General features: G+C 62.5%; 22 protein-coding genes. 12 read left to right on the forward strand and 10 right to left on the reverse strand.

Translation table 11 applies throughout. The features are described 5' to 3' along the window. The first annotated feature begins 33 nt into the window (after window positions 1–33). Both ettA and gdhA read left to right on the forward strand, forming a co-directional pair. On the forward strand, window positions 34–1,701 hold the full coding sequence (gene ettA, locus OO306_RS13395; protein ID WP_027594531.1) for an energy-dependent translational throttle protein EttA: 1,668 nt from the start codon (window positions 34–36) through the stop codon (window positions 1,699–1,701). A 323-nt stretch (window positions 1,702–2,024) separates the two neighbouring features. Next, on the forward strand, window positions 2,025–3,365 hold the full coding sequence (gdhA, locus tag OO306_RS13400) for an NADP-specific glutamate dehydrogenase (protein ID WP_265968985.1): 1,341 nt from the start codon (window positions 2,025–2,027) through the stop codon (window positions 3,363–3,365). A 141-nt stretch (window positions 3,366–3,506) separates the two neighbouring features. On the opposite strand, the gene OO306_RS13405 is transcribed toward gdhA, so the two are convergent. The 4 genes from OO306_RS13405 to OO306_RS13420 form a co-directional block, all read right to left on the reverse strand. Then, the gene (locus OO306_RS13405) at window positions 3,507–4,004 is read right to left on the reverse strand and encodes a GreA/GreB family elongation factor (protein ID WP_265968987.1); all 498 of its coding nucleotides are present in this window, start codon (window positions 4,002–4,004) and stop codon (window positions 3,507–3,509) included. Window positions 4,005–4,070: 66 nt separating this feature from the next. Further along, window positions 4,071–4,427, reverse strand: coding sequence for a hypothetical protein (locus tag OO306_RS13410; RefSeq protein ID WP_027594528.1), 357 nt, complete (start codon window positions 4,425–4,427; stop codon window positions 4,071–4,073). 78 nt (window positions 4,428–4,505) lie between these two features. After that, window positions 4,506–6,359, reverse strand: coding sequence for a DUF4105 domain-containing protein (locus OO306_RS13415; protein WP_099452859.1), 1,854 nt, complete (start codon window positions 6,357–6,359; stop codon window positions 4,506–4,508). 75 nt (window positions 6,360–6,434) lie between these two features. Then, window positions 6,435–6,923: a DUF3015 domain-containing protein gene (locus OO306_RS13420; RefSeq protein ID WP_027594526.1), complete on the reverse strand. Its 489-nt coding sequence runs from the start codon at window positions 6,921–6,923 to the stop codon at window positions 6,435–6,437. Window positions 6,924–7,179: 256 nt separating this feature from the next. Here OO306_RS13420 and OO306_RS13425 point away from each other — a divergent pair, with 256 nt between their 5' ends. The 5 genes from OO306_RS13425 (at window position 7,180) to OO306_RS13445 (ending at window position 11,894) form a co-directional block, all read left to right on the forward strand. Continuing rightward, on the forward strand, window positions 7,180–9,618 hold the full coding sequence (locus OO306_RS13425) for a Lon protease family protein (RefSeq protein ID WP_027594525.1): 2,439 nt from the start codon (window positions 7,180–7,182) through the stop codon (window positions 9,616–9,618). Window positions 9,619–9,780: 162 nt separating this feature from the next. Next, window positions 9,781–10,119 carry a hypothetical protein gene (locus tag OO306_RS13430; protein ID WP_027594524.1) on the forward strand — a complete coding sequence of 113 codons (339 nt, stop codon included), beginning with the start codon at window positions 9,781–9,783 and terminating at the stop codon, window positions 10,117–10,119. A gap of 165 nt (window positions 10,120–10,284) precedes the next feature. After that, window positions 10,285–10,773, forward strand: coding sequence for a TIGR00645 family protein (locus OO306_RS13435; RefSeq protein ID WP_016501546.1), 489 nt, complete (start codon window positions 10,285–10,287; stop codon window positions 10,771–10,773). Window positions 10,774–10,885: 112 nt separating this feature from the next. Next, on the forward strand, window positions 10,886–11,191 hold the full coding sequence (locus OO306_RS13440) for a DUF6482 family protein (protein WP_085274308.1): 306 nt from the start codon (window positions 10,886–10,888) through the stop codon (window positions 11,189–11,191). Window positions 11,192–11,276: 85 nt separating this feature from the next. After that, window positions 11,277–11,894: an FKBP-type peptidyl-prolyl cis-trans isomerase gene (locus tag OO306_RS13445; protein ID WP_027594522.1), complete on the forward strand. Its 618-nt coding sequence runs from the start codon at window positions 11,277–11,279 to the stop codon at window positions 11,892–11,894. A gap of 124 nt (window positions 11,895–12,018) precedes the next feature. Here OO306_RS13445 and OO306_RS13450 read toward each other — a convergent pair whose 3' ends face one another. The 3 genes from OO306_RS13450 to OO306_RS13460 form a co-directional block, all read right to left on the reverse strand. Further along, window positions 12,019–12,264, reverse strand: coding sequence for a hypothetical protein (locus OO306_RS13450; protein WP_010951938.1), 246 nt, complete (start codon window positions 12,262–12,264; stop codon window positions 12,019–12,021). Window positions 12,265–12,415: 151 nt separating this feature from the next. Continuing rightward, the gene (locus tag OO306_RS13455) at window positions 12,416–12,757 is read right to left on the reverse strand and encodes a zinc ribbon domain-containing protein YjdM (protein ID WP_027594521.1); all 342 of its coding nucleotides are present in this window, start codon (window positions 12,755–12,757) and stop codon (window positions 12,416–12,418) included. Between the two features lie 275 nt (window positions 12,758–13,032). Continuing rightward, window positions 13,033–14,001, reverse strand: a complete 969-nt coding sequence (locus tag OO306_RS13460) for a polyprenyl synthetase family protein (protein WP_027594520.1) — start codon at window positions 13,999–14,001, stop codon at window positions 13,033–13,035. 244 nt (window positions 14,002–14,245) lie between these two features. Here OO306_RS13460 and rplU point away from each other — a divergent pair, with 244 nt between their 5' ends. From rplU to OO306_RS13485, 5 genes are all read left to right on the forward strand, one after another. Further along, the gene (rplU, locus tag OO306_RS13465; protein ID WP_003247466.1) at window positions 14,246–14,560 is read left to right on the forward strand and encodes a 50S ribosomal protein L21; all 315 of its coding nucleotides are present in this window, start codon (window positions 14,246–14,248) and stop codon (window positions 14,558–14,560) included. Between the two features lie 38 nt (window positions 14,561–14,598). After that, complete coding sequence (rpmA, locus tag OO306_RS13470; RefSeq protein ID WP_008092023.1) at window positions 14,599–14,856, forward strand: 50S ribosomal protein L27; 258 nt, start codon at window positions 14,599–14,601, stop codon at window positions 14,854–14,856. Window positions 14,857–15,044: 188 nt separating this feature from the next. Beyond that, window positions 15,045–16,271 carry an Obg family GTPase CgtA gene (cgtA, locus tag OO306_RS13475; RefSeq protein WP_027594519.1) on the forward strand — a complete coding sequence of 409 codons (1,227 nt, stop codon included), beginning with the start codon at window positions 15,045–15,047 and terminating at the stop codon, window positions 16,269–16,271. An 85-nt stretch (window positions 16,272–16,356) separates the two neighbouring features. Further along, a complete protein-coding gene (gene proB, locus OO306_RS13480; protein WP_027594518.1) occupies window positions 16,357–17,475 on the forward strand; it encodes a glutamate 5-kinase in 1,119 nt (372 codons plus the stop codon). 10 nt (window positions 17,476–17,485) lie between these two features. Next, the gene (locus tag OO306_RS13485) at window positions 17,486–17,941 is read left to right on the forward strand and encodes a CreA family protein (protein WP_172960338.1); all 456 of its coding nucleotides are present in this window, start codon (window positions 17,486–17,488) and stop codon (window positions 17,939–17,941) included. A gap of 137 nt (window positions 17,942–18,078) precedes the next feature. On the opposite strand, the gene mksF is transcribed toward OO306_RS13485, so the two are convergent. From mksF to mksB, 3 genes are read right to left on the reverse strand one after another with little or no spacing between them, the layout of a single operon-like run. After that, a complete protein-coding gene (mksF, locus tag OO306_RS13490) occupies window positions 18,079–20,910 on the reverse strand; it encodes an Mks condensin complex protein MksF (protein WP_265968994.1) in 2,832 nt (943 codons plus the stop codon). Next, the gene (mksE, locus tag OO306_RS13495; RefSeq protein WP_099428293.1) at window positions 20,907–21,614 is read right to left on the reverse strand and encodes an Mks condensin complex protein MksE; all 708 of its coding nucleotides are present in this window, start codon (window positions 21,612–21,614) and stop codon (window positions 20,907–20,909) included. The genes mksF and mksE overlap by 4 nt, the downstream gene beginning before the upstream one ends. Beyond that, window positions 21,604–22,893 carry an Mks condensin complex protein MksB gene (gene mksB / locus OO306_RS13500; protein WP_027594514.1) on the reverse strand — a complete coding sequence of 430 codons (1,290 nt, stop codon included), beginning with the start codon at window positions 22,891–22,893 and terminating at the stop codon, window positions 21,604–21,606. Before mksB ends, mksE begins: the two co-directional genes overlap by 11 nt. Window positions 22,894–23,214 lie beyond the last annotated feature (321 nt).

The raw sequence follows: 23,214 nt of genomic DNA on the forward strand, positions 1-23,214 counted from the left end.
GTCGATGTCTTTACCTATTTAGAGGGCTTGGTTTTGGCTCAATACGTCTACACCATGCATCGGCTGAGCAAGGTCGTGCCGCCGAAGCGCGAAATTCTCAAGAACATCTCCCTGTCGTTCTTCCCAGGCGCCAAGATCGGCGTACTCGGCCTAAACGGCGCGGGTAAATCGACCCTGCTGCGCATCATGGCGGGCGTCGACAAGGAATTCGACGGCGAAGCCCGTCCGATGCCCGACATCAACGTCGGCTACCTGCCGCAGGAACCACAACTCGACCCCGCCAAGACCGTGCGTGAAGTGGTCGAGGAAGCGGTCAGCGTGATCAAGGACGCCCAGGCTCGCCTGGACGAGGTCTACGCCGCCTACGCCGAACCCGACGCCGACTTCGACAAACTGGCCGCCGAACAGGCCAAGCTCGAGTCGATCCTGCAGGCGGCCGACGGCCACAACCTCGAGCGCCAGCTGGACGTCGCCGCCGACGCCCTGCGCCTGCCGGCCTGGGACGCGAAAATCGAACACCTGTCCGGTGGTGAAAAGCGCCGTGTGGCCCTGTGCCGCCTGCTGCTGTCTGCCCCCGACATGCTGCTGCTCGACGAACCAACCAACCACCTGGACGCCGACTCGGTGGCCTGGCTGGAGCGCTTCCTGCACGACTTCCCGGGCACCGTGGTAGCGATTACCCACGACCGTTACTTCCTCGACAACGTCGCCGGCTGGATCCTCGAACTGGACCGCGGCGCCGGCATCCCGTACGAAGGCAACTACTCGGGCTGGCTGGAAGCCAAGTCGGACCGTCTGGCGCAGGAATCCAAGCAACAGAGCGCCCACGAAAAGGCCATGAAAGAGGAACTGGAGTGGGTGCGCAAAGGCGCCAAGGCCCGCCAGTCCAAATCCAAGGCACGTCTGCAGCGCTTTGAAGAAATGCAGTCGCAAGAGTTCCAGAAGCGCAGCGAGACCAACGAGATCTACATCCCGGCCGGCCCGCGCCTGGGTGACAAGGTCATCGAGTTCAAGAACGTTTCCAAAGGCTATGGCGATCGCGTGCTGATCGACAACCTGTCGTTCGCCATGCCGAAGGGCGCCATTGTCGGCGTGATCGGCGGTAACGGCGCCGGTAAGTCGACCCTGTTCCGCATGCTGATGGGCAAGGAGCAGCCGGACTCGGGCAGCATCGAAATCGGCGAAACCGTGCAACTGGCCTGCGTCGACCAGAGCCGCGAAGACCTGGACGGTTCCAAGACCGTGTTCCAGCAGATCTCCGACGGTTCCGACCAGATCCGCATCGGCAACTACGAGATCCCGTCGCGCACCTACGTGGGCCGCTTCAACTTCAAGGGCGGCGACCAGCAGAAGTTCGTCAAGGACCTGTCCGGTGGTGAGCGTGGCCGTCTGCACCTGGCCCTGACCCTGAAGGAGGGCGGTAACGTCCTGCTGCTCGACGAACCGTCCAACGACCTGGACGTCGAAACCCTGCGTTCCCTGGAAGAAGCCCTGCTGGACTTCCCGGGCGCCGCCATTGTGATTTCCCACGACCGTTGGTTCCTGGACCGCGTGGCGACCCACATCCTGGCGTACGAAGACGACTCGAACGTGATGTTCTTCGAAGGCAACTACACCGAGTATGAAGCCGACCGCAAGAAGCGCCTGGGCGATGCTGCTGCCCAGCCGCACCGTGTACGGCACAAGAAGCTGGCCCAGTAAGCCGGTTTTAGCTGCACTAGAATGGGGCCCTCAGGGGCCCCATTTTTGTGCCTGGCAGGCCTCGGCGTTGGCCCCTTCGCGGGGCAAGCCCGCTCCCACAGAATCACCCGCAATCTCAGTCTTTCACAGGCCCCTGTGGGAGCGGGCTTGCCCGCGAAGAGGCCGATTCTGCTAACAATATTTTCATCATTTTGTATACATTTATATAAAACGCACCAAATAATTTCAAAAAAACGACATTACGCCCTGTTCTCGTGCGATTGCTTCTTGGTACATTCGAAAAAAAACCAATAAGTCCAATCCCTCTTGGTGAGATGTCTACCATGATCGAATCTGTCGACAATTTCCTCGCGCGCCTCAAGCAACGCGATCCTGCCCAGCCTGAATTCCACCAGGCGGTGGAAGAAGTCTTGCGTACCCTGTGGCCGTTCCTCGAAGCCAACCCTCATTACCTGCAGGCCGGTATCCTGGAGCGCATGGTTGAGCCCGAGCGCGCGGTGCTGTTCCGTGTTTCGTGGGTCGATGACCAGGGCAAGGTCCAGGTCAACCGCGGCTACCGCATCCAAATGAGCAGCGCCATCGGCCCGTACAAGGGCGGCCTGCGCTTCCACCCGTCGGTGAACCTGAGCGTGCTTAAGTTCCTGGCCTTCGAGCAGGTGTTCAAGAACTCCCTGACCTCGCTGCCCATGGGTGGCGGTAAAGGCGGCTCGGACTTCGACCCCAAGGGCAAGAGCGATGCAGAAGTGATGCGCTTCTGCCAGGCGTTCATGAGCGAACTGTACCGCCACATCGGCGCCGACCTCGACGTACCGGCCGGTGACATCGGTGTGGGCGCGCGCGAGATTGGCTTCATGTTCGGCCAGTACAAGCGCCTGGCCAACCAGTTCACCTCGGTGCTGACCGGCAAGGGCATGACTTATGGCGGCAGCTTGATTCGCCCGGAAGCCACCGGCTACGGCTGCGTCTACTTCGCTGAAGAAATGCTCAAGCGCCGTGACCTGCGCATCGATGGCCGTCGCGTGGCCATTTCTGGGTCCGGCAACGTGGCCCAGTATGCTGCGCGCAAGGTCATGGACCTGGGCGGCAAGGTTATCTCGCTGTCCGATTCCGAAGGCACCCTGTACGCCGAAGCCGGCCTCAGCGACGCCCAGTGGGACGCCGTGATGGAGCTGAAAAACGTCAAGCGTGGCCGCCTCAGCACATTGGCCGTTGAATTTGGCCTTGAGTTCCGCAAGGGCCAGACCCCGTGGAGCCTGCCGTGCGACATCGCCCTGCCGTGCGCCACGCAAAACGAGTTGGACACCGAAGACGCCCGCACCCTGCTGCGCAATGGCTGCTTCTGCGTCGCCGAAGGCGCCAACATGCCGACCACCCTTGAGGCGGTGGATATCTTCCTCGAGGCAGGCATTCTGTACGCCCCGGGCAAGGCATCCAACGCGGGTGGCGTGGCCGTGTCGGGCCTGGAAATGTCGCAGAACGCCATGCGCCTGCTGTGGACGGCCGGTGAAGTGGACAGCAAGCTGCACAACATCATGCAGTCGATCCACCATGCCTGTGTTCACTATGGTGAAGAGGCGGATGGCACGATCAACTACGTCAAGGGTGCGAACATCGCCGGCTTTGTGAAAGTGGCTGATGCCATGCTGGCGCAGGGCGTGGTCTGATCCAAGATCGCTGGGGCCGCTTTGCGGCCCATTCGCGGCACAAGGCCGCTCCCACCCGAACTATGTAGCCTCCAAGGCTAGCGCCGAACCTGTGGGAGCGGCCTTGCGCCGCGAATGGGCTGCAGCGCAGCCCCAAGGCTCTCAAGCCTCACCCGCGATAGCGACCACCTCGATCATCTGATCCCCCACCGGCCGCCGCCACATCACTTCATCCCCAGGCCCCGCGCCTAGCAACGCCCGCCCCAGCGGCGAGCCCCAGTTGATCAACCCGTGGCCCGCATCGGCCTGATCTTCCCCCACCAGCTGCACCTCATGCGCTTGGCCCTGCTCATCCACAAAGCTTACCCGGCTACCGATCTGCACCTTGTCCCGCGAGGTAGCGGCTGGCACCACCTGGGCACTCTGCACCCGTGCGCTGAAGTAGCGCAGGTCGCGCTCGGCATCGGCCAGGCGCTGCTTGTCGGCACGCTCGCCCTGGGCCTGCAACTGGCTGCGCAATGTATTGAGTTCGGCTACCCGCTGCTGCAATTGCGCCAGGCCACTGGCCGTGACGTAGTTGGGCTGCTCGCTCACCCGTCGCTCAACCGGTTGGTCGGCCTGGGCGGCAGCTTGGTCTTCGTTGACGAACGCTCGGCTCATGGTGGCCTCCTTGTGCAGGAGACCATGATGGCAGGCCGCCGGTTTCAAGGGATGTCAGTTTGCGACCTAGTCGTGGCGATAGGCCCGTGCGGCATCGCGGTTCTTCTCGTGCTCCCAGTCACGGTCGCGTTGGTCCCAGTAGCGGTCACGGTATTGACGCTGCTCTTCGCTGTTCTGCAGGGCGTGGCATTGGCGAAAGCCATCGTCCCAGCCGCTTTCGTACTGGCGATTGTGCAGGTAGCGCGGCACGTCCTTGCGGAAGTCGCCGGCCATCACCCCGGCCGCCTGCCGGCCGCTGCTGCAGCCATCCTGGAAGCCATCGGCGTAGGCGGGGGGGTAACCGTGGTCGAGCATCTGTTCGTGGGTGGTTTCGCACCCTGACAGCAAAAAGGCAACGCACAGGCCTAACCAGTACCGCGACATGAACACCAGACCCTCCAATTGATGCTGGAGAGTCTAGGGGGCGATTTGTCGGCGAGCTGTCAAAACAGTGTCAAAGAGTCAGTAGTGGTACCACTTCAGCTCCAGCATCACTTCGTTCTGCGCCGTCGCCAGGTGGCTGAATTCGCGCGAGGCACTTAACCGCAGGCCCAGGTTGCGGCTGATTTCCCATTGCTGATTCAGGCTCACGCTGCGCCGCACTTCGCCGTTGGTGAAGAAGTCGCCCTTCGCCTCCAGCGTCATGTTGCCCAGCCCGTTGCGCCATAGCAGGCCGCTGTTGAACCCGGCAGCAGGGGAGATGAACTCGGCAAAATCATTGTGGTGTTCAACGCGCACCGTGCCCAGGGCGAAGCCCAGCAGTTCGTCGGCCAGTTGCCAGGTGCCGCCAGCGCCGCCATTCACATGGCTGACCAGCACTTCGTCGTCATGCTTGCCCGGCACCCGTTCCAGGCCACCGGTCACCTGCCATGACCATGGTTTGAGCAGCGCATTGCGGGGTGTCAGCGAGCGGATGGTGGCAAGGTCCAGGCGCTGCACCTGCCAGTCGTTGCCTTCGTACTGGCGGACTTTCAGCTGCAGAATCTCGATTTGCGCGCCCAGTGGGAAGCCGTAGGCGTTGTCGTTGAGGTCGTGATACGCCATGCGCAGGCCGTACTCGGCGTAGGCACGGTCTTCCCGCGTGCCGACACCCAGCTGCCAGGTGCGTGAATCATGGCCATCCTCAGGCAGGCCGGGGCGCTCGATTTGCAGCGCCGGCGGCGGGTTGCGGTTGATTGCGCGCAGCAGCTCGAAGCTGCGCGTGGCCTGGCCTGGGTCGCGTTGCTGGCCATTGGCGCGGTAACGCTCCAGGCGGTAGGCAGCGTCCTGTACCAGCGCCTGGCGCTCGCGGGGCAGGGCAGTGAACTCAGGGCTTTGCAGCTGTGCGGTATCGGCGCTGACAGCCAGCACCTGCTGCTTTTCGTGAGGGTCAAGCGGCTCGGCGCGGGCCAGCAGTTCGCGCTCGCGCGAAGGCCGGTAGTTGACGCTGGACACCAGGCCAGACTGGCGCACCGCCTTGACCGTGTCGGTTGGGATGGCGGTCAGCGGGAACTGCGACGTCAAATCCAGGCCTGGCCGCGCCACCTGCAGCAGTTCGAGCAGGCGGTACGAACAGTTCTCGTCGAAGAAGAAATAGTCGAACTGGATCTGCTTCAGCTCCCACACATGCTCGACCATGCGCCCGGTCTCTTGCGGGGTGAGGTCCAGCTGGTACTCCCACAGGTCGCGGTTTTCCAGGCTGCGGTACTCGGACAGCTTCTCTTGGTAGGGCATCAGCGCGAACAGGCCTGGGTAGCCGCCCATCAGGCCTTTCCAGGCATACAGGATGCTGTTGTCGCTGCCTTCTATGTAGGCGCCGAAGTTGATCGCGTAGCTCAGCAGCGTGGTGTCGTCGCTGTGGGTGTTGGACTGGTCGATGCGCAGCAAGGTGTGGCCGAACATCGACGAAGGGCTGTTCAGGTAGGCCGCCGGGAAGATCAGCGCGGCGCTGTGCGGGTCGATCGAGGTGTACCAGGTCTTGAATTCCTGGCAGTCGGGCTGTGGCAGGTCGGTCAGCCCCAGTTGCTCCTTGAGCCAGCGGGTACGCGCTGGGAAAACGCACTGGGCATGCTTGTCGCCCAGGCTGGCGGGTGCATACAGGGCCTGCACCGTGGCCCGCAACTCTTGGTCCGGGTGGTGCGCGCCATCGTCGGCGAGAAAGAACTGGGTATCGTCCACATAGCTGCGCCAACCACCCAGCTTGGCGGTTTCGTAATGGCCCAAGGCGATCCAGTAGGGGTTATTGGCCAATTGCTGAAGACGGCCTTCATCCAGCGCAGGCGCAGCATGAACAGGGGCGCAGGCACACAGCGCCAGGTAAGCGAGGCGTTTGAGCATATCGGGCAACTACTTCTTCACGATGCCGAAAGAAAGGGCGAAACCCGCCCCGACAGGGGGGCGGGGATGCTGCGCTTAAGCCTCGGTGGCGTATTTGGCCAGGCGTGGGTCGTTCTTCAGAACAGCCAGGGTATTGCTGTGCACGGTTTCGGCCGTGACGTCGGCGCTGCTGAAGATCTGGCTGAAGTGCTGGTGGGTGACCGACTCGAAGTAAGTACGGTCTTCCGGCGCTACGCCCAGTACCACGGCATAGGTGGTCAGCGCCTCGCCTTTGCCCATGGCCATGTCTTCGGACAGTTCGTTCATCATGCCATTCATGGCAAACCACGACTTGCCGCCATAGGTCAGCGAAGCCTTGGTGGAGCAGCCATTGGTGCCGGAGGTCATGCCGAAGGTGGCGTTACCGGAGGTGCCGTTGGTGGTGGAAGCCAGGAAGTGAGCCGGCGTACCGCGTTGGCCTTCGAACAGCATGTTGCCCCAGCCGCAGTTCGGGCCGCCTGGCGCTTCAGCCATGGCATTGAGGGAGACCACGGTGAACAGAGTACCCAGAAGAATCCGTTTCATAGCATTTGTTCTCTATTTGTCTTAAACCAAGGGTCAGGGTTTCTGGCAACTCGGTTGCCAGGTCGGGAAAGCTTTTCACCCACCCGCGCAGCTTGGAGTTTAGGCACGATCTAAAGGTTGCGTTGTTGATTGCGAAAAATTTGCCTGGAGGCCTGCGTTATCGCGACTGCGACATAAAGTCCCGGTGAGCCTTGCAAGGCGCGCGCGGGCAGCGCCAGAATGCTCCGTATCCGCCCCGCCGAAGTAAGGAAACCCAATGCCCGATCCTGTCGCTGCGCGCCTGCGTCTTGCGCCTGAAGCCCTGACCCGGCGTTTTTCCCCCGAGCAGTTTGCTTTTACCCATACCGACGATCTGGAGCCGTTTCGAGGCGTTCTGGGCCAGGAGCGAGCAGTCGAGGCCCTGCAATTCGGCGTGGCCATGCCTCGCCCTGGTTACAACGTGTATGTGATGGGCGAGCCCGGCACGGGCCGCTTCTCGTTCGTCAAGCGCTACCTCAAGGCCGAGGGCAAGCGCCAGCACACCCCAGCCGACTGGGTTTACGTCAACCACTTCGAGGAAACCCGCGAGCCGCGTGCCCTGGAGCTGCCCTCGGGCAGTGCCGGTGAATTCATCGCCGACATGGGTGGGCTGATCGACAACCTGTTGTCGACCTTCCCGGCAGTGTTCGAGCACCCGTCGTACCAGCAGAAGAAGGGCGCCATCGACCGCGCCTTTAACCAGCGCTACGACCGCGCCCTGGATGTGATCGAGCGGGCGTCGCTGGAAAAAGACGTGGCCCTGTACCGCGACGCCAGCAACGTTGCCTTCACCCCGATGGCCGAAGGCAAGGCGCTGGACGAAGCTGAGTTCGCACAGCTGCCTGAAGCGGTGCGCGAGCAGTTCCACGAGGACATCGCCCTGCTCGAGGAGCGCCTCAACGAAGAACTGGCCAGCCTGCCGCAGTGGAAGCGTGAGTCGAACAACCAGCTGCGTCAGCTCAACGAAGAAACCATCACCCTGTCCCTGCAGCCGCTGCTGGCGCCGCTGTCTGAAAAGTACGCCGAGAACGCTGCGGTGTGCGCCTACCTGCAGTCGGTGCAACTGAACCTGCTGCGCACCGTGGTCGAGCAGTTGGTCGATGACAGCAAGACCGACGCCGTGGCGCGCAAGATGCTCGAAGAGCAATACGCCCCAAGCCTGGTGGTCGGCCATCACCACGATGGCGGCGCGCCAGTGGTGTTCGAGCCGCACCCGACGTACGACAACCTGTTCGGCCGGATCGAATACAGCACCGACCAAGGCGCGCTGTACACCTCCTATCGCCAATTGCGCCCAGGCGCCTTGCACCGGGCCAACGGCGGCTTCCTGATTCTTGAAGCCGAGAAGATGCTTGGCGAGCCCTTCGTCTGGGATGCGCTCAAGCGTGCGCTGCAGTCGCGCAAGCTGAAGATGGAGTCGCCGCTGGGTGAACTGGGCCGCGTGGCGAGCGTCAGCCTGACGCCACAGATGATCCCGCTCAACGTCAAGCTGGTAATCATCGGCTCGCGCCAGCTTTACTACGCGCTGCAGGACCATGATCCGGACTTCCAGGAAATGTTCCGGGTGCTGGTGGACTTCGACGAAGACATGCCCATGGTCGACGAGAACCTGGAGCAGTTCGCCCAGCTCTTGCGTACCCGCACCAACGAAGAAGGCATGGCGCCGCTGACCAGCGACGCCGTGGCGCGCCTGGCCACCTACAGTGCCCGGCTGGCAGAAAACCAGTCGCGGCTGTCGGCGCGCATCGGTGACCTGTTCCAGCTGGTCAGCGAGGCCGACTTCATCCGCCAACTGGCCAGCGACGAGATGACCGATGCCGGCCACATCGAACGCGCACTCAAGGCCAAGGCCACCCGTACCGGGCGTGTGTCGCAGCGGGTGCTGGACGACATGCTCGCCGGCATCATCCTGATCGACACCGAAGGCGCGGCCATCGGCAAGTGCAACGGCCTGACGGTGCTGGAAGTGGGCGATTCGGCGTTCGGCATGCCGGCGCGTATCTCTGCCAGCGTCTACCCCGGTGGCAGCGGCATTGTCGACATCGAGCGTGAGGTCAACCTGGGCCAGCCGATCCACTCCAAAGGGGTGATGATTCTGACCGGCTACCTGGGCAGTCGCTACGCCCAGGAGTTCCCGCTGGCCATCTCGGCGAGCATCGCCCTGGAGCAGTCCTACGGCTACGTCGACGGTGACAGTGCCTCGCTGGGTGAGGTCTGCACACTGATCTCGGCCTTGTCGCGCACGCCGCTCAAGCAATGCTTTGCCATCACTGGCTCGATCAACCAGTTCGGTGAAGTGCAGGCGGTGGGCGGGGTCAACGAGAAGATCGAGGGCTTCTTCCGGCTCTGCGATGCGCGCGGCCTGACCGGCGACCAAGGGGTGATCATTCCACGGGCCAACGTGGCCACCCTGATGCTCGACGAACGCGTGCTGCAGGCGGTCGAAGCCGGGCAGTTCCACGTTTACGCGGTCAGCCAGGCTGACGAGGCGCTGAGCCTGCTGGTAGGCGAGGAGGCCGGTGTGGCGGATGACAAGGGCGAGTTCACCGAGGGCAGCGTCAATGCCCGCGTGGTGGAGCGCCTGCGGGAAATCGCCGAAATGATCAGCGAAGAAGACATCAAAGAGGCGGAAAAGGAACGCCTGGAAGAGATGATTGCGCAGGCTAAACCCGCCTGAGTCAATAAATCGGCGCTGGCGGCGATGTGCTACCGTTCAGCGCCGGTTTTCCAACTTTCTGTGTTGTTCTTCTATGCTGGAACTTAGGGAGCAATCAGGGTTCAGGATGGAAACAGCCTGAGGGTTTCAGGCTGAACAGGGCTCATTGGAGGGGACGCGGCCATGCGCAACCTCAGCCTTACTCGCCAGTGCCTGGGCCTGGTGACCCGCATCGAATGCAGCATTCGCCCACTCGCCGGTGACAATGGCATGTGGACGCTGCTGTTCGCCGCCGGCATGGCCGGTGAGCAACCCTCGGCCATCAAGGCTCAGGGGCCGTTCCACGGGCCATTGGTTGCCGAATCGGTGCTCAATGCCATCGTCGACAGCCTCACGCTGCATGGCTACCAAGTGACCGAAGACCCGCAGATCTGGTGCCTGCACCTGCAAGCGCAGTTGCGTCGCATCAATGGCGAGCGTTGCCGCAACCTGGGGGATTATCAGTTTCATCCTGAAAGCTGAGTGAGCTGGGGCCGCTTTGCGGCCATTCGCAGCACAAGGCTGCTCCTACCGGTAGGGGCAGCCTTGTGCTGCGAATGGGCCAACTCGATTCAGCTTTTGCTGTAACAGGTGGCTGGCTATACTCGCCGTCGCTTTTTTAGTCACCTGACGAGTCCCTTACCCTCCATGGAACGTATTCTCGAAAACGCGATGTATGCCTCGCGCTGGCTGCTCGCCCCTATCTACTTCGGCCTGTCGCTCGGCCTGCTGGCCCTGGCGCTGAAATTCTTCCAGGAAGTCGTCCACGTCCTGCCCAATGTATTTGCCCTGAGCGAAGCTGACCTCATCCTGGTGATCCTGTCGTTGATCGACATGTCGCTGGTGGGCGGCCTGCTGGTGATGGTGATGATTTCCGGCTACGAGAACTTCGTCTCGCAACTGGACATCGACGACAGCAAAGAAAAGCTCAACTGGCTCGGCAAAATGGACTCTTCGTCGCTGAAGATGAAAGTTGCTGCGTCGATCGTGGCCATTTCGTCCATTCACCTGCTGCGGGTATTCATGGATGCGCAGAACATCTCCACCGACTACCTGATGTGGTATGTGATCATCCACATGACCTTCGTGGTGTCGGCCTTCTGCATGGGCTACCTGGACAAGCTCACCAAGCACTGAGCCCACGCGGCTTGAGGGTAAAACTGACCAGTGGCGTCAGTTTTACCTTGTGTATTCGCAAACCTTGTACAAAAAATGAGCACTCACGCGGTTCCCGCTGCGAGGTGCTCTCATGAACCTGCATCAGCTCAATACCGAGGCCAGGGTCGGCCATGTCGACGAACTCAACCTGATTGCCATCGAAGGTGGCGATTATCTGCTTGAGGCCCGGGTCAAGGGCCGTGCGCATCCGCTTTCCGACAGCCGTGGGCAGCGCTTGCGCGTGCACTCCGTGGAAGAGGCACGGAGCCTGCTCAAGGACCTTCCATTGCTCTCGCTGAACCTGTTGCACTGGTCTGTGCAGGACGAAATGTGTGGCATGGGCACACACCCGGAAGAAGACCTGAAATTGCCGATTTCCCAGCGTTCGGCCTGGTAGCTGCTCGCGGCGCCCCAGTGTGCTAGGCTGCTCGCCCTTTTCATCAAGGGCGCGGCTGCACTGCGCCCTGCAGTGGAGCACGACAATGTCCGAACTCAACCTGTCTACCGACGAAACCCGCGTCAGCTACGGCATCGGCCGTCAGCTGGGTGGTCAACTGCGTGACAACCCGCCACCAGGCGTCAGCCTGGATGCCATCCTGGCTGGCCTGACCGACGCCTTCAACGGCGCCGACAGCCGCGTCAGCGAAGCCGACCTGTCGGCCAGCTTCAAAGTCATCCGCGACATCATGCAAGCCGAAGCTGCAGCCAAGGCTGAAGCCGCTGCTGGCGCTGGCAAGGCATTCCTCGCCGAAAACGCCAAGCGCGAAGGCATCACCACCCTGGCTTCGGGCCTGCAGTTCGAAGTGCTGACCGCAGGTGAAGGCGCCAAGCCGACCCGCGAAAGCAACGTGCGTACTCACTACCACGGCACCCTGATCGACGGCACCGTGTTCGACAGCTCGTACGACCGTGGCCAGCCGGCTGAATTCCCGGTTGGCGGCGTGATCGCTGGCTGGACCGAAGCCCTGCAGCTGATGAACGCTGGCAGCAAATGGCGCCTGTACGTGCCGAGCGAGCTGGCCTACGGCGCCCAAGGCGTTGGCAGCATCCCGCCGCACAGCGTCCTGGTGTTCGACGTCGAGCTGCTCGACGTTCTGTAAGACCGCTGGGGCCGCATTGCGGCCCATTCGCGGGGCAAGCCCGCTCCCACAGAGATACTCAAGATGAGCAGAGAGGTCTTTGTGGGAGCGGGCTTGCCCCGCGAAGAGGCCGGGCCTGCAAACATCAATTCCAGTCTGTCCCCCCAGGGCGCAACGCCCGCGCATAGCAAAACAGAAACAAATTCCGCACCAGCTCCTTGAGCACCCCAGGCTCACTCGAATTCAGCCCGCTCATGTCCAGGTCGCCCTGGTCTCGCAGTTCATCGAGCGCTTCTTCTTCAAGCACAGCACAGACTTCGCCAGTCTCGCGATGCAGGATGCGCAGGTAAGGGTGAGGGCGTTCGAGCCAGGCGTCGATCAGATAAGTCATGGCTATTCTCCTTGGACAGCAATTCCAATGAGAATAATTCTTATTATCAAAATAGCAAGGGGCTATTGGCGTATTTTTGCCGGATGGTGCAGTGACCCTGTTGCAGGATCTGTCAGGGCCGCCTGAAAGGCAGCCCCGTCGCACAGCGTTGTCAGACCTTGCGTACGAACTCGGACTTCAGCTTCATGGCGCCGATGCCGTCGATCTTGCAGTCGATGTCGTGGTCGCCGTCGCACAGGCGGATATTTTTGACCTTGGTGCCGACCTTCACCACCAGGGACGAGCCCTTGACCTTGAGGTCCTTGATCACGGTGACGGTATCGCCGTCCTGCAGGACGTTGCCGACCGAATCCTTCTTCACCACGTCATCGCTGGCGGCTTCGGCTTCGCCGTTGGCCGACCACTCGTGGGCGCATTCGGGGCAGATCAGCTGGCTGCCATCCTCATAGGTGTATTCGGAATTGCATTTGGGGCAGGGCGGCAGAGTGCTCACTTCGGTTCCTTAAACAGACAGGCGGTTAAAGGCCCATATTGTATAAGGTTTTAAGCGGGAAGTGTTTTTGTCCGTACAAAAGCATTCGCGGGACAAGCCCGCTCCCACAGGTTCTCCACCCAGCTCAAGGGCAGTGGTGTACCTGTGCTCCCACAGGTTCTCCACTCAGCTCAAGGGCAGTGCTGTACCTGTGCTCCCACAGGTTCTCCACCCAGTTCAAGGGCAGTGGTGTACCTGTGGGAGCGGGCTTGTCCCGCGAAGAGGGCGACGCTGTCTTAGTGCGTACGCGCTACCGCAAACTCGCTCAGCTCGATCAATGCATCGCGATACTCGCTGGCTGGCAGCACTTCCAGGCACTCGATGGCCTTGGCCACGTAGTCGCGTGCCATCTGCGCGGTGTAGTCCAACGCGCCCGAGGCTTCGACCGCTACGCGGATCTGCTCGAGGTCTTCCAGGCCGCCCTTCTGGATGGCCTTTCGCACCAGTGCAGCCTGTTCAGGCGTGCCTTCGCGCATGGTGTAGATCAGCGGCAGGGTCGGCTTGCCTTCGGCCAGGTCGTCACCGACGTTTTTGCCGAGGGTCTGCGAATCGCCCTTGTAGTCCAGCAGGTCGTCGACCAGTTGGAAGGCCACGCCCAGGTGGTCACCGAAGGTGCGCAGGGCCTCGCGCTGTGCTTCGCTGGCGCCGGCCAGCGCGGCGGCGCTGTGGGTCGAGGCTTCGAACAGCATGGCGGTCTTGCCGCGGATGACCTCCATGTACACCTCTTCCGTGGTGCTGGCATCGCGAACACGCGACAGCTGCAGCACTTCACCCTCGGCGATGACGCGGGTGGCCTTGGAGAGGATCTGCATGACCGGCATCGAACCCAGTTCGACCATCATTTCGAACGAGCGCGAATAAAGGAAGTCACCTACCAGCACGCTTGGCGCGTTGCCCCACAGCGCATTGGCGGTGGAACGGCCACGGCGCATGCCCGACATGTCGACGACGTCGTCGTGCAGCAGGGTGGCGGTGTGCAGGAATTCGATGGTCGCTGCCAGCAGGCGCAGGTCGTCGCCTTCGCGGCCCAGGGCCTTGCCGCAGAGCAGGACCAGCAGGGGACGCAGGCGCTTGCCACCGGCCGACGTGATATAGTCGCCGATCTTCGATACCAGCGGCACGCGCGAGGTCAGCTGCTTCTTGATGATCTCGTCGACGGCGCTGAAATCATCAGCCACCGCGCGGTAGAAGGTTTGGGGTTGCATCGGCTGCTCCATTGACGTTGCGCGGCATGCTAGGTCGCGGGTCCCGGTGTGTCAAGGCGCGGTGCCAGCGCCATCGGGGCGGTACTTGCAAGCAAAACCGGGGTTGCGTACAATCGCGCACCCTAACTTCCTGGGCAGCACCTGCCTTACGCAATTGCACCGGGCCGTTCCAGCCCCATGCAGCCATGCCAGCCAATACTCAATATATAAAGCGCTGGGTGAGCAGGATTATCGGAGAAATACCATGTCTTACGCAGTAATCGTTACCGGCGGCAAGCAGTACAAAGTCGCTGAAGGTGAATTCCTCAAGATCGAAAAACTGGAAGTCGCCACTGGCGAATCCGTGACTTTCGATCGCGTTCTGCTGGTTGCCAACGGTGAAGAAGTCACCATCGGCGCACCAGTCGTCGCTGGCGCTAAAGTTGTTGCAGAAGTCGTTTCGCAAGGCCGTCACGATAAAGTCCGCATCATCAAGTTCCGTCGCCGTAAGCACCACATGAAGCGTATGGGCCACCGCCAGTGGTTCACCGAGATCAAAATCACCGGCATCCAGGCTTAATCCCCTAGATCCCCTGAATTTATTTGGAGAATTGAACCATGGCTCACAAGAAGGCTGGTGGTAGTACCCGTAACGGTCGCGACTCAGAATCGAAACGCCTTGGCGTGAAGATGTATGGCAGCCAGGTCGTCAAGGCCGGCAACATCATCGTCCGTCAGCGCGGCACCCAGTTCCACGCCGGTTACGGCGTTGGCATGGGCAAGGATCACACCCTGTTCGCCAAGATCGAAGGCGTGATCAAGTTCGAGAAGAAAGGCGAGTTCAACCGCCGTTACGTGAGCATCGTCGCCGCTTAATCGCGACGTCGCTCCAGAAGCCCCGTCATGCGACGGGGCTTTTTCGTTTGTGGTGAGCCTCTTGCAAAGCTGTTTGTATGGGCTGCCGGCGTGGGTTTCTACGGTCGTACGGGGCCGCCGCGCTCATTTTTGCAAGAGCCTCAGGTTTTTTAAGTATTCAGCTCGTCTGCCGACGAGAGGCGGTTTTAATGAAGTTTGTTGACGAAGTATCGATTCGAGTCAAAGCCGGTGACGGCGGTAACGGTTGCATGAGCTTCCGTCGCGAAAAATTCATCGAAAACGGTGGCCCTAACGGGGGTGATGGCGGTGACGGCGGTTCGGTCTACATGGTCGCCGACGAAAACCTCAACACCCTGGTCGACTACCGCTACACCCGTCACCACGAGGCCCAGCGTGGCGCCAACGGTGGCAGCACTGACTGCACCGGCAAGAAGGGTGAAGACCTGTTCCTGCGCGTGCCGGTCGGCACCACGGTGATCGACGCCACCACCCAGGAAGTGATCGGTGACCTGATCACCCCCGGCCAGAAATTGATGGTCGCCCAAGGCGGCTGGCACGGCCTGGGCAACACCCGTTTCAAGTCCAGCACCAACCGTGCGCCGCGCCAGACCACCCCAGGCAAGCCGGGTGATCAGCGCGACCTGAAAATGGAAATGAAGGTACTGGCTGACGTCGGCCTGCTCGGCCTGCCGAACGCTGGCAAGAGCACCTTCATCCGTTCGGTGTCGGCCGCCAAGCCGAAAGTCGCCGACTACCCGTTCACCACCCTGGTGCCGAACCTGGGTGTGGTCAGCGTCGACCGCTGGAAGAGCTTCGTCATCGCCGACATCCCCGGCCTGATCGAAGGCGCTTCCGACGGTGCCGGCCTGGGTATCCGCTTCCTCAAGCACTTGGCACGTACCCGTGTGCTGCTGCACCTGGTCGACATGGCGCCGCTGGACGAAAGCAGCCCGGCCGATGCCGCCGAAGTGATCGTCAACGAGCTGACCCGCTTCAGCCCGTCGCTGGCCGAGCGTGAGCGCTGGCTGGTGCTGAACAAGGCCGACATGGTCATGGAAGACGAGCGCGACGAGCGGGTCAAGGAAGTGGTCGAGCGTCTGCAGTGGGAAGGCCCGGTCTACGTGATCTCGGCCATCTCCAAGCAGGGCACCGACAAGCTCAGCCACGACCTGATGCGCTACCTCGAAGACCGCGCCGATCGCCTGGCCAACGACCCGGCCTACGCCGAAGAACTGGCCGACCTCGATCAGCGCATCGAAGACGAAGCCCGTGCTCAGCTGCAGGCCCTGGACGACGCCCGCACCCTGCGTCGCACTGGCGTCAAGAGCGTCCACGACATCGGCGACGATGACGGTTGGGATGATGATTTCGAGGACGACGAAGACGGCCCAGAAATCATTTACGTGCGCGACTGACCGGTTGCAGTACACTAAACGCCGCTCTCTGGAGCGGCGTTTTTGTATCTACGGTCTCTACAGATTCGACATAGGTTGGAAGAAGATGCGAAGCAAGGTGACGGGCGCCAAGCGCTGGGTCGTGAAGATTGGCAGTGCTCTGCTGACCGCCGATGGCAAGGGCCTCGATCGCGGCGCAATGGCCGTTTGGGTCGAGCAGATGGTCGCGCTGCGTGAAGCAGGCGTGGAGTTGGTGCTGGTCTCTTCGGGGGCCGTGGCAGCTGGCATGAGCCAGTTGGGCTGGACCTCGCGACCGAGCGCGATGAACGAGCTGCAGGCGGCCGCGTCGATCGGCCAGATGCGCCTGGTACAGGCCTGGGAGTCGAGCTTCGGCGAGCACGGCAAGCACACCGCGCAAATTCTGCTAACCCATGACGACCTGTCTGACCGCAAGCGTTACCTCAACGCCCGCAGCACCCTGCGCACGCTGGTTGACTTGGGCGTGGTGCCGGTGATCAACGAGAACGACACCGTGGTCACCGACGAGATCCGCTTCGGCGACAACGACACCCTGGCCGCGCTGGTGGCCAACCTGGTGGAAGCCGACCTCCTGGTGATTCTCACCGACCGCGACGGCATGTTCGACGCCGACCCGCGCAACAACCCTGAAGCCCAGCTGATCTACGAAGCCCGCGCCGACGACCCGTCGCTCGACGCCGTGGCCGGTGGCACCGGCGGTGCTCTGGGGCGTGGCGGCATGCAGACCAAGCTGCGCGCGGCGCGCCTGGCGGCACGTTCCGGCGCCCACACCATCATCATCGGTGGCCGTATCGAGCGTGTGCTCGACCGCCTCAAAACGGGCGAGCGCCTGGGGACCTTGCTGTCGCCTGAGCGCGGCATGCTTGCAGCGCGCAAACAGTGGCTGGCCGGGCACCTGCAAACCCGTGGCACGCTGGTGCTGGACGCCGGTGCCGTGCAGGCGCTGCGCCAGGCCAACAAGAGCCTGTTGCCGGTGGGCGTGAAGACCGTGCAGGGCAGTTTCCGGCGTGGTGAGATGGTGGTGTGCGTCGGCCCTGATGGCCTGGAAGTGGCCCGCGGTTTGGCCAACTACAGCGCCCTTGAGGCGCAAAAAATCATTGGCCAGCCGTCCGATGCCATCGAAAGCATCCTGGGCTACAGCGCGGAGCCCGAGCTGGTGCACCGTGACAACCTGGTTCTGGTTTGAGGGCGTGGGCATGTTGAAAAGGATGATCGCCGTGGCAGCGTTGGCGTTGCCGATGCTGGCCGGTGCCGAGGAGGTCGGCCAGGTGTCGACCGTGTTCAAGTTCGTCGGGCCGAACGACCGCATCGTGGTCGAGGCATTCGATGACCCCAAGGTCGAGGGCGTGACCTGTTACCTGTCGCGGGCTAAGACCGGCGGCGTGAAGGGTGGCTTGGGCCTGGCCGAGGATCGGGCAGAAGCGTCGATTGCCTGCCGTCAGGTGGGGCCGATCAACTTCAAGGGCGAATTGAAAGATGGCGAGGAAGTGTTCAAGGAACGCACCTCGTTGGTGTTCAAAACCATGCAGGTGGTGCGTTTTCTCGACAAGAAGCGCAATACCCTGGTGTACCTGGTGTACAGCGACCGCATGATCGAAGGCAGCCCGCAGAATGCGGTGACGGCGATTCCGATCTTGCCTTGGGCTCACTGATAGCCTGGTAGATGCGGGGAGGCCTTTGGCCTCCATTCGCAGCACAAGGCTGCTCCTACAGAGATCTGAGCTGCGTCCCCTTGTAGGAGCAGCCTTGTGCTGCGAAAGGGCCGCAAAGCGGCCCCCGTTCACAACAATCAGGCCAACGCCTCAGCCTGATCCTCGCGCACATCCGCCTTCACCTCATCCAGCCGGCTGATGAACTTCCAGTCCGCCTCGTCGATGTAGATGCCATTCGGCCCGCTGCCACCTTCCAGGTCGATCGCCACCTTGGCCGACACCTGCGGCTTCACACTCGCCAGAATCGGCACGAAGCCCAGCTGCAAGCTGGTCTCCAGCAGTGCCGCCTGGTTGCGTTCGTCGATGTCTGCCGCCTCGTCGAGGTAGTACGGCAAGCGAATGCGCCCGGCCAGGTCGCGGTCCATCAGGTGCAGCAACAAGTACATGTTGGTCAGCGCCTTGATGGTCATGGTGGTGCCGTTGGACGCGGCGCCGTCGATGTCGGCGTGGATCACCGGCTGGCCATTGACCTTGGTGATCTCGAACGCCAGTTCGAACAGGTCCTTGAGGCCCAACTGGTTGTGGTTGGCCGCCACCAGCCGTGCCAGGTACTCCTTGGCTTCTTCGTTCTTGTGGTCCTGGTCCGAGCTTTGGGTCAGGTCGAACACCGACAGGGTCTCGCCTTCCTCGTACTGGCCGGCGCTGTGGATGATCTGGTCGATGTGCTTGAGCGCCTCTTTGTTCGGCGCCAGCACCACGCGGAAGCTCTCCAGGTTGGACACCTGGCGCTTGTTGATCTCGCGGTTGAACAGGGCCAGTTGGTGCTCGAGGCTGTCGTAGTCGCTGCGGATGTTGCGCAGGGTCCGGGCGATGTCGGTGACGGCCGCGCGGCGTGCCTTGGCCAGGGTCAGAGCCTCGTCGGTACGATGCGCATAGGCGTTGACCAACAGTTGCAGGCGGCGCTCCATGTCGTCTTCGCTGTCGAACTTGGCCACGCCCTTGAGGCGCACCTGGGCGTACAGCGCCTCGATCTGGTTATCCACCCGCTGCAGGCCCTGCCAGCTGTCCTGGTAGTCATTGAGCATCGGCAGCAGGTTGTCCATGGAGTCGTCGATCGCTTCCATGAACGGCGTGCCGTAGGGCAGGTCGGCCGGCAACAGCTGGCGGCGGCGCAGGGCGTCTTCCAGGGTGCGTTGCTTGGACTCGAGGTCGCCGATCTGCCGGCCGACCAGTTGCAGCTTGGCCGACAGTTGCTGGACGCGTTCGGTGAAGGCGTCGCTGGAGCGCTTGAGCTCGTCCTGGGCGGCTTCCAGTTGCGACAGCTGCTCCAGTTTCTCGGGCTCTTCGGCGGCCAGGGTTTCGCTGCGGCGGAAGTCTTCCAAGGCTTTTTGCGCGTCCAGTACCGCTTGGTACAGGGTTTCGGTCTGCGCCTTGGAGGCGGAGCGGTCGGCGGCTACGGCCTGCTGGGTCTTGAGCTGCTTGAGTTCTTTTTCCAGGCGCTCTTTTTGGTCGCGAAGGGCGGCGCGGTCGGCCAGGGCCTGCAGGGCCGGTGGGTCGATGTGCGACAGGTCGATGGACAGGCCGGGCGCTTCGAAACGCTCGCCCTTGAACCCGTCGAGCACGGCTTCCAGCGATTTTACCCACAGGTCGCTGTCGTCCAATTCGATACCGCGCTCGCCCAGCGGCAGGCTGAACAGGGCGCCGTTGAACAGGCGCATGAGGCGGTCGACATCCTGCTGCGAGAACTCTTCGCGCAGGCGGGCGTAGCTGTTGTTGTCGGCGTGGTCGAGCTGCTGGCGAACCTGCTTGAGGCGTTTTTCCAGGTCGCGTACGCGCTCGTCCAGGTCTTCGGCCGAGAACTGCCGCGATTGGGCCAGCGCGCCGGCCAGTTCGTCGTGGGCGTCTTTGGCGGCCAGCAACTGCTGCTCCAGCACCTTGACGTCATCGACCAGGGCGAAGCGGTGCTTGAGCACTGACAGCTCGCCAAGCCAGCGCTGGATGCCGCTGATTTCACGTTCCAGGCGCATCAGCTCCTGAGTGCCGCCACGTTGGTCGTTCTGCAACCGGTCCTGTTCGCCGCGGTAGTGCTCGGACTGGATGACCAGCTCTTCCTTGCGCGCCATGGCGTATTCCTGCCAAGTGCCCAGCAGGTTGTCGAGCAGCGGCGAAAGGCGGTGCAGCTTGCCGCGCAGGATGTCGCGTTGGGCCACGCCACCGGCCAGGGCTTCGACCAGTGGGCCGGCGGCGACCAGGGCGTTGTAGTCCTGCTCCATGCGGCGCACATCGCGGAAGGCTTCTTCACAGGCTGCGATATAGTCGACGCTGCCCGAGCGCAGGCTGTGCTCGAAGGCATCGAGGAACAGCTGCTTGAGCTTGGCGGCGGTAATTTCGCGCATGTGCAGCAGGTTGATGAACAGCGCGCGGAAGGTTTTCAGGCTTTGCTCGCTGGTCGAGCGCAGCGGGATCATGGTCAGGTCCAGCGGCACCGAGGTGTGGCCGCCGACCAGCAGCCGGCGCAGTTCATCGGGCTTGAGCTCGTAGGCCTTCAGGCCCAGGCGCTCCAGGTTGGTGAACAGCTCCTTCTGGCGCAGGCAGGTGTCGTTCTTCTGGTAGTGGGCCAGGTCCAGCTCGCCTTTGTAGGCGAAGAACTGGTGGCCGAAACCGCCACCCGGGCCGCGGCCGACCACACCGATCACGTGCGGGCCGTGGGGCAGGTTCAGTTCGCAGAGAATGTACGAGGTATCGCTGGCGAAGTAGAAACGACGCGACTGCTCCAGGCTGTACTTGCCGAAGCTCATGTCAGACATGCGCGCCAAAATCGGGAACTGCAGGGCGTTGATCGACGCCGATTTACCCAGGTTGTTGGCGCCGTACACCGACAGCGGGTGTTCCAGCGGGAACAGGCCGAGGCTGTAACCGGCGGTGTTGAGCAATGCAAAGCGGCGGATGCCGTAGCGTTCCTGGCTCATGCGTCAATCTCCTGTTGCTCTTCGCGGATGGCCCGGGCCAGGGCGTCCTCTTCGCTCTCGTCGCCTTCGAACGGCGACAGGTCGAGTGGGTCGTCGGTACGGTTGAGTTGTTCCGGGCTTTCCTCCTCGACCAGTACCGGTGTCGGCAAGGGCAGGTCGCTGTGCAGGGTGGCCGCCAGGTCGCGGTCCTGCTGGACCGACAGGCACACATCGAGGAAGCGGTGCATCGGCGGCAGGAAGCGGTAGATGCCGCCTTCCTCGTGGGCGAAGCCGAGCTGGGTCATGCGCCGGAGGATTTTCTCTTCGAGCTCTTCAACGGTTTGCACCTCGGCCTGCAGGAACAGGTCGCGGTACTTGTCCAGCAGCGAGGGCAGCTCGTCGCGGCCGATGCTGCCGCCGTCGAGCACGGCCATCGGGTCGCGGCCCTGGTCGGCCAGGTGCTCGACCAGGATGAAGGTGAACAACGACAGGCGCTGGGCTGTCTTGTTGACCTGCGCGGCGGCAAGCTCGGGCACGAAGTAATAGAAGCCACGGGTGTCGCACACCAGCTCGAAGCCCAAGGCCTTGAACAGGGTGCGGTACTGGTCCTGGAAGTTCGACAGCTGAGCGTACAGCTCCGGGTCACGGCGGCTGACGTGGAAACCTTTGAACAGCTCGCGGAAGATCGGTGCGAGCTGGGACAGTTCGGAAAGATCAAGATGCATTGGCTGGGCTCGCGTTGGATTCGGCAGTCGTTCGGGCGACGTCTTCACGGCTGGACGTCAGGGCGAACGAGCGCAGGCTGACCAGGTGTTCGTGGGTGGTGTAGTCGCGGCGCTCGAGGCGCTCGCGCTTGAAGCGCTTTTCTCGGGACAGGCGCGAGAACCAGTACAGCAGTTCGTCGGTGGCGCCTTCGGGCTCCTGGTCCAGCAGCCAAACCATCAGGTCGGGCAGCGGCAGGGCCTGCTCGCAGCGTTCAAGCATTTCCTTGACCGTACGTGGCGCGCGCGGCAGCGGGTCCTTGTCGGTCTTGTGCGCCTTGGGGAAGCGCGCAGGCTTGGGCTCGAAACGGGCCAGGGCGTAAACATAAGCCTCGACCTGGCTGGCACTGCCGAGGAAGGTGCTCTGCGGCCGGGTGAACATCGGCATGGCCGCTTGCGGCACGGCATCGATGCCCTTGCGGCGGATCACCGACAGGGCCAACGCAGCGCCACGGGTCACGGCGTTGTGCCGGCGCGCTTCTTCGCGCAGGGGCAGCAGCAATTCACGGGCGTGGCGCAGGGTCAGCTGGGCGCTGGTTTGCATTTCCAGAATGCGCGCGTGGGTGCGCAGCAGCATGTCGTCGTCGACCAGGTGGCCGAGGCGCGCCTGTTCGCCCAGCAGGCGCAGCAGCACGGTCTCGACCTTGCGCACGCCTTGTTCGAAGGCGCCGTCGGCGTTGACCAGCTGGATCATCGGCTCGACGTATTCGTCCCAGGTTGCGAGGACTTCGGCGTAGCGCTGGCGCAGCGGGATCTGCCGGTTGCTGGTCTTGGCCCGTTCGGCCACGGCCACCAGTGCCTGCTCGTCGTTGTCGAGCTTTTTGAGCACATCGCGCACGCGCATGTCGAGCAGGCGCAGCTGGCGCGCCAAGTCGTCGCTGTCGCGGTTGTCGAAGGCGTCCTGGATATGCCCGGCTAGGCGCTCCAGGTGGCGCAGGTAGGCTTCGATCTCCAGGCACAGGCCCAAGCGGTGTTCACGGCGCAGGTAGGCGAGGAAGTCGTGGATCTGGGCGTTGAGCTCGAAGCGGTTCGGGCTCTTGGCCACCGGGACCAGGATATCCAGGCGGATCCACACGTCGAGCAGCTGGGTGATGTCCTGCGGGGTGCTTTCGACCTGCTGGCGGGCCACATGCTGGCGCAGTTCAACCAGGCTCAGGGTGCCCTGGTCGAAACGTTCGCACAGTGGCTCGATCAGGGCCCAGTGTTCGGCTAGGGCGCGCAGGACGCGCTTGGGTTCGATCATTGGCTTCGACTCGTTGCCAAGAAAAAGGGGGCGATTGTACTGCATCCAGGGGGGAGGATTTCACCCCTTGGTCTGTAATGAGAGATGTCCCTTTGTTTTTTAGGGGTATGGCGGGAGCGCTTTGGCGCCTGTGAGATCGAGCGCCGCCCGCGCGGCGCTTCGCGGGACAAGCCCGCTCCCACATTTGTTTCGGGCCAATCATGCCTGTGCCATTGGCGCGCGTACCCCTTAGTGCACGACACGATATCGAAAGGGACAAACAAGGGGGCCGCGCGCTAATAGATTAGGATTGATTGGCCCGAAACAAATGTGGGAGCGGGC

It is taken from the genome of Pseudomonas sp. DCB_AW (genome assembly GCF_026240895.1).
Classification (GTDB): domain Bacteria; phylum Pseudomonadota; class Gammaproteobacteria; order Pseudomonadales; family Pseudomonadaceae; genus Aquipseudomonas; species Aquipseudomonas kermanshahensis.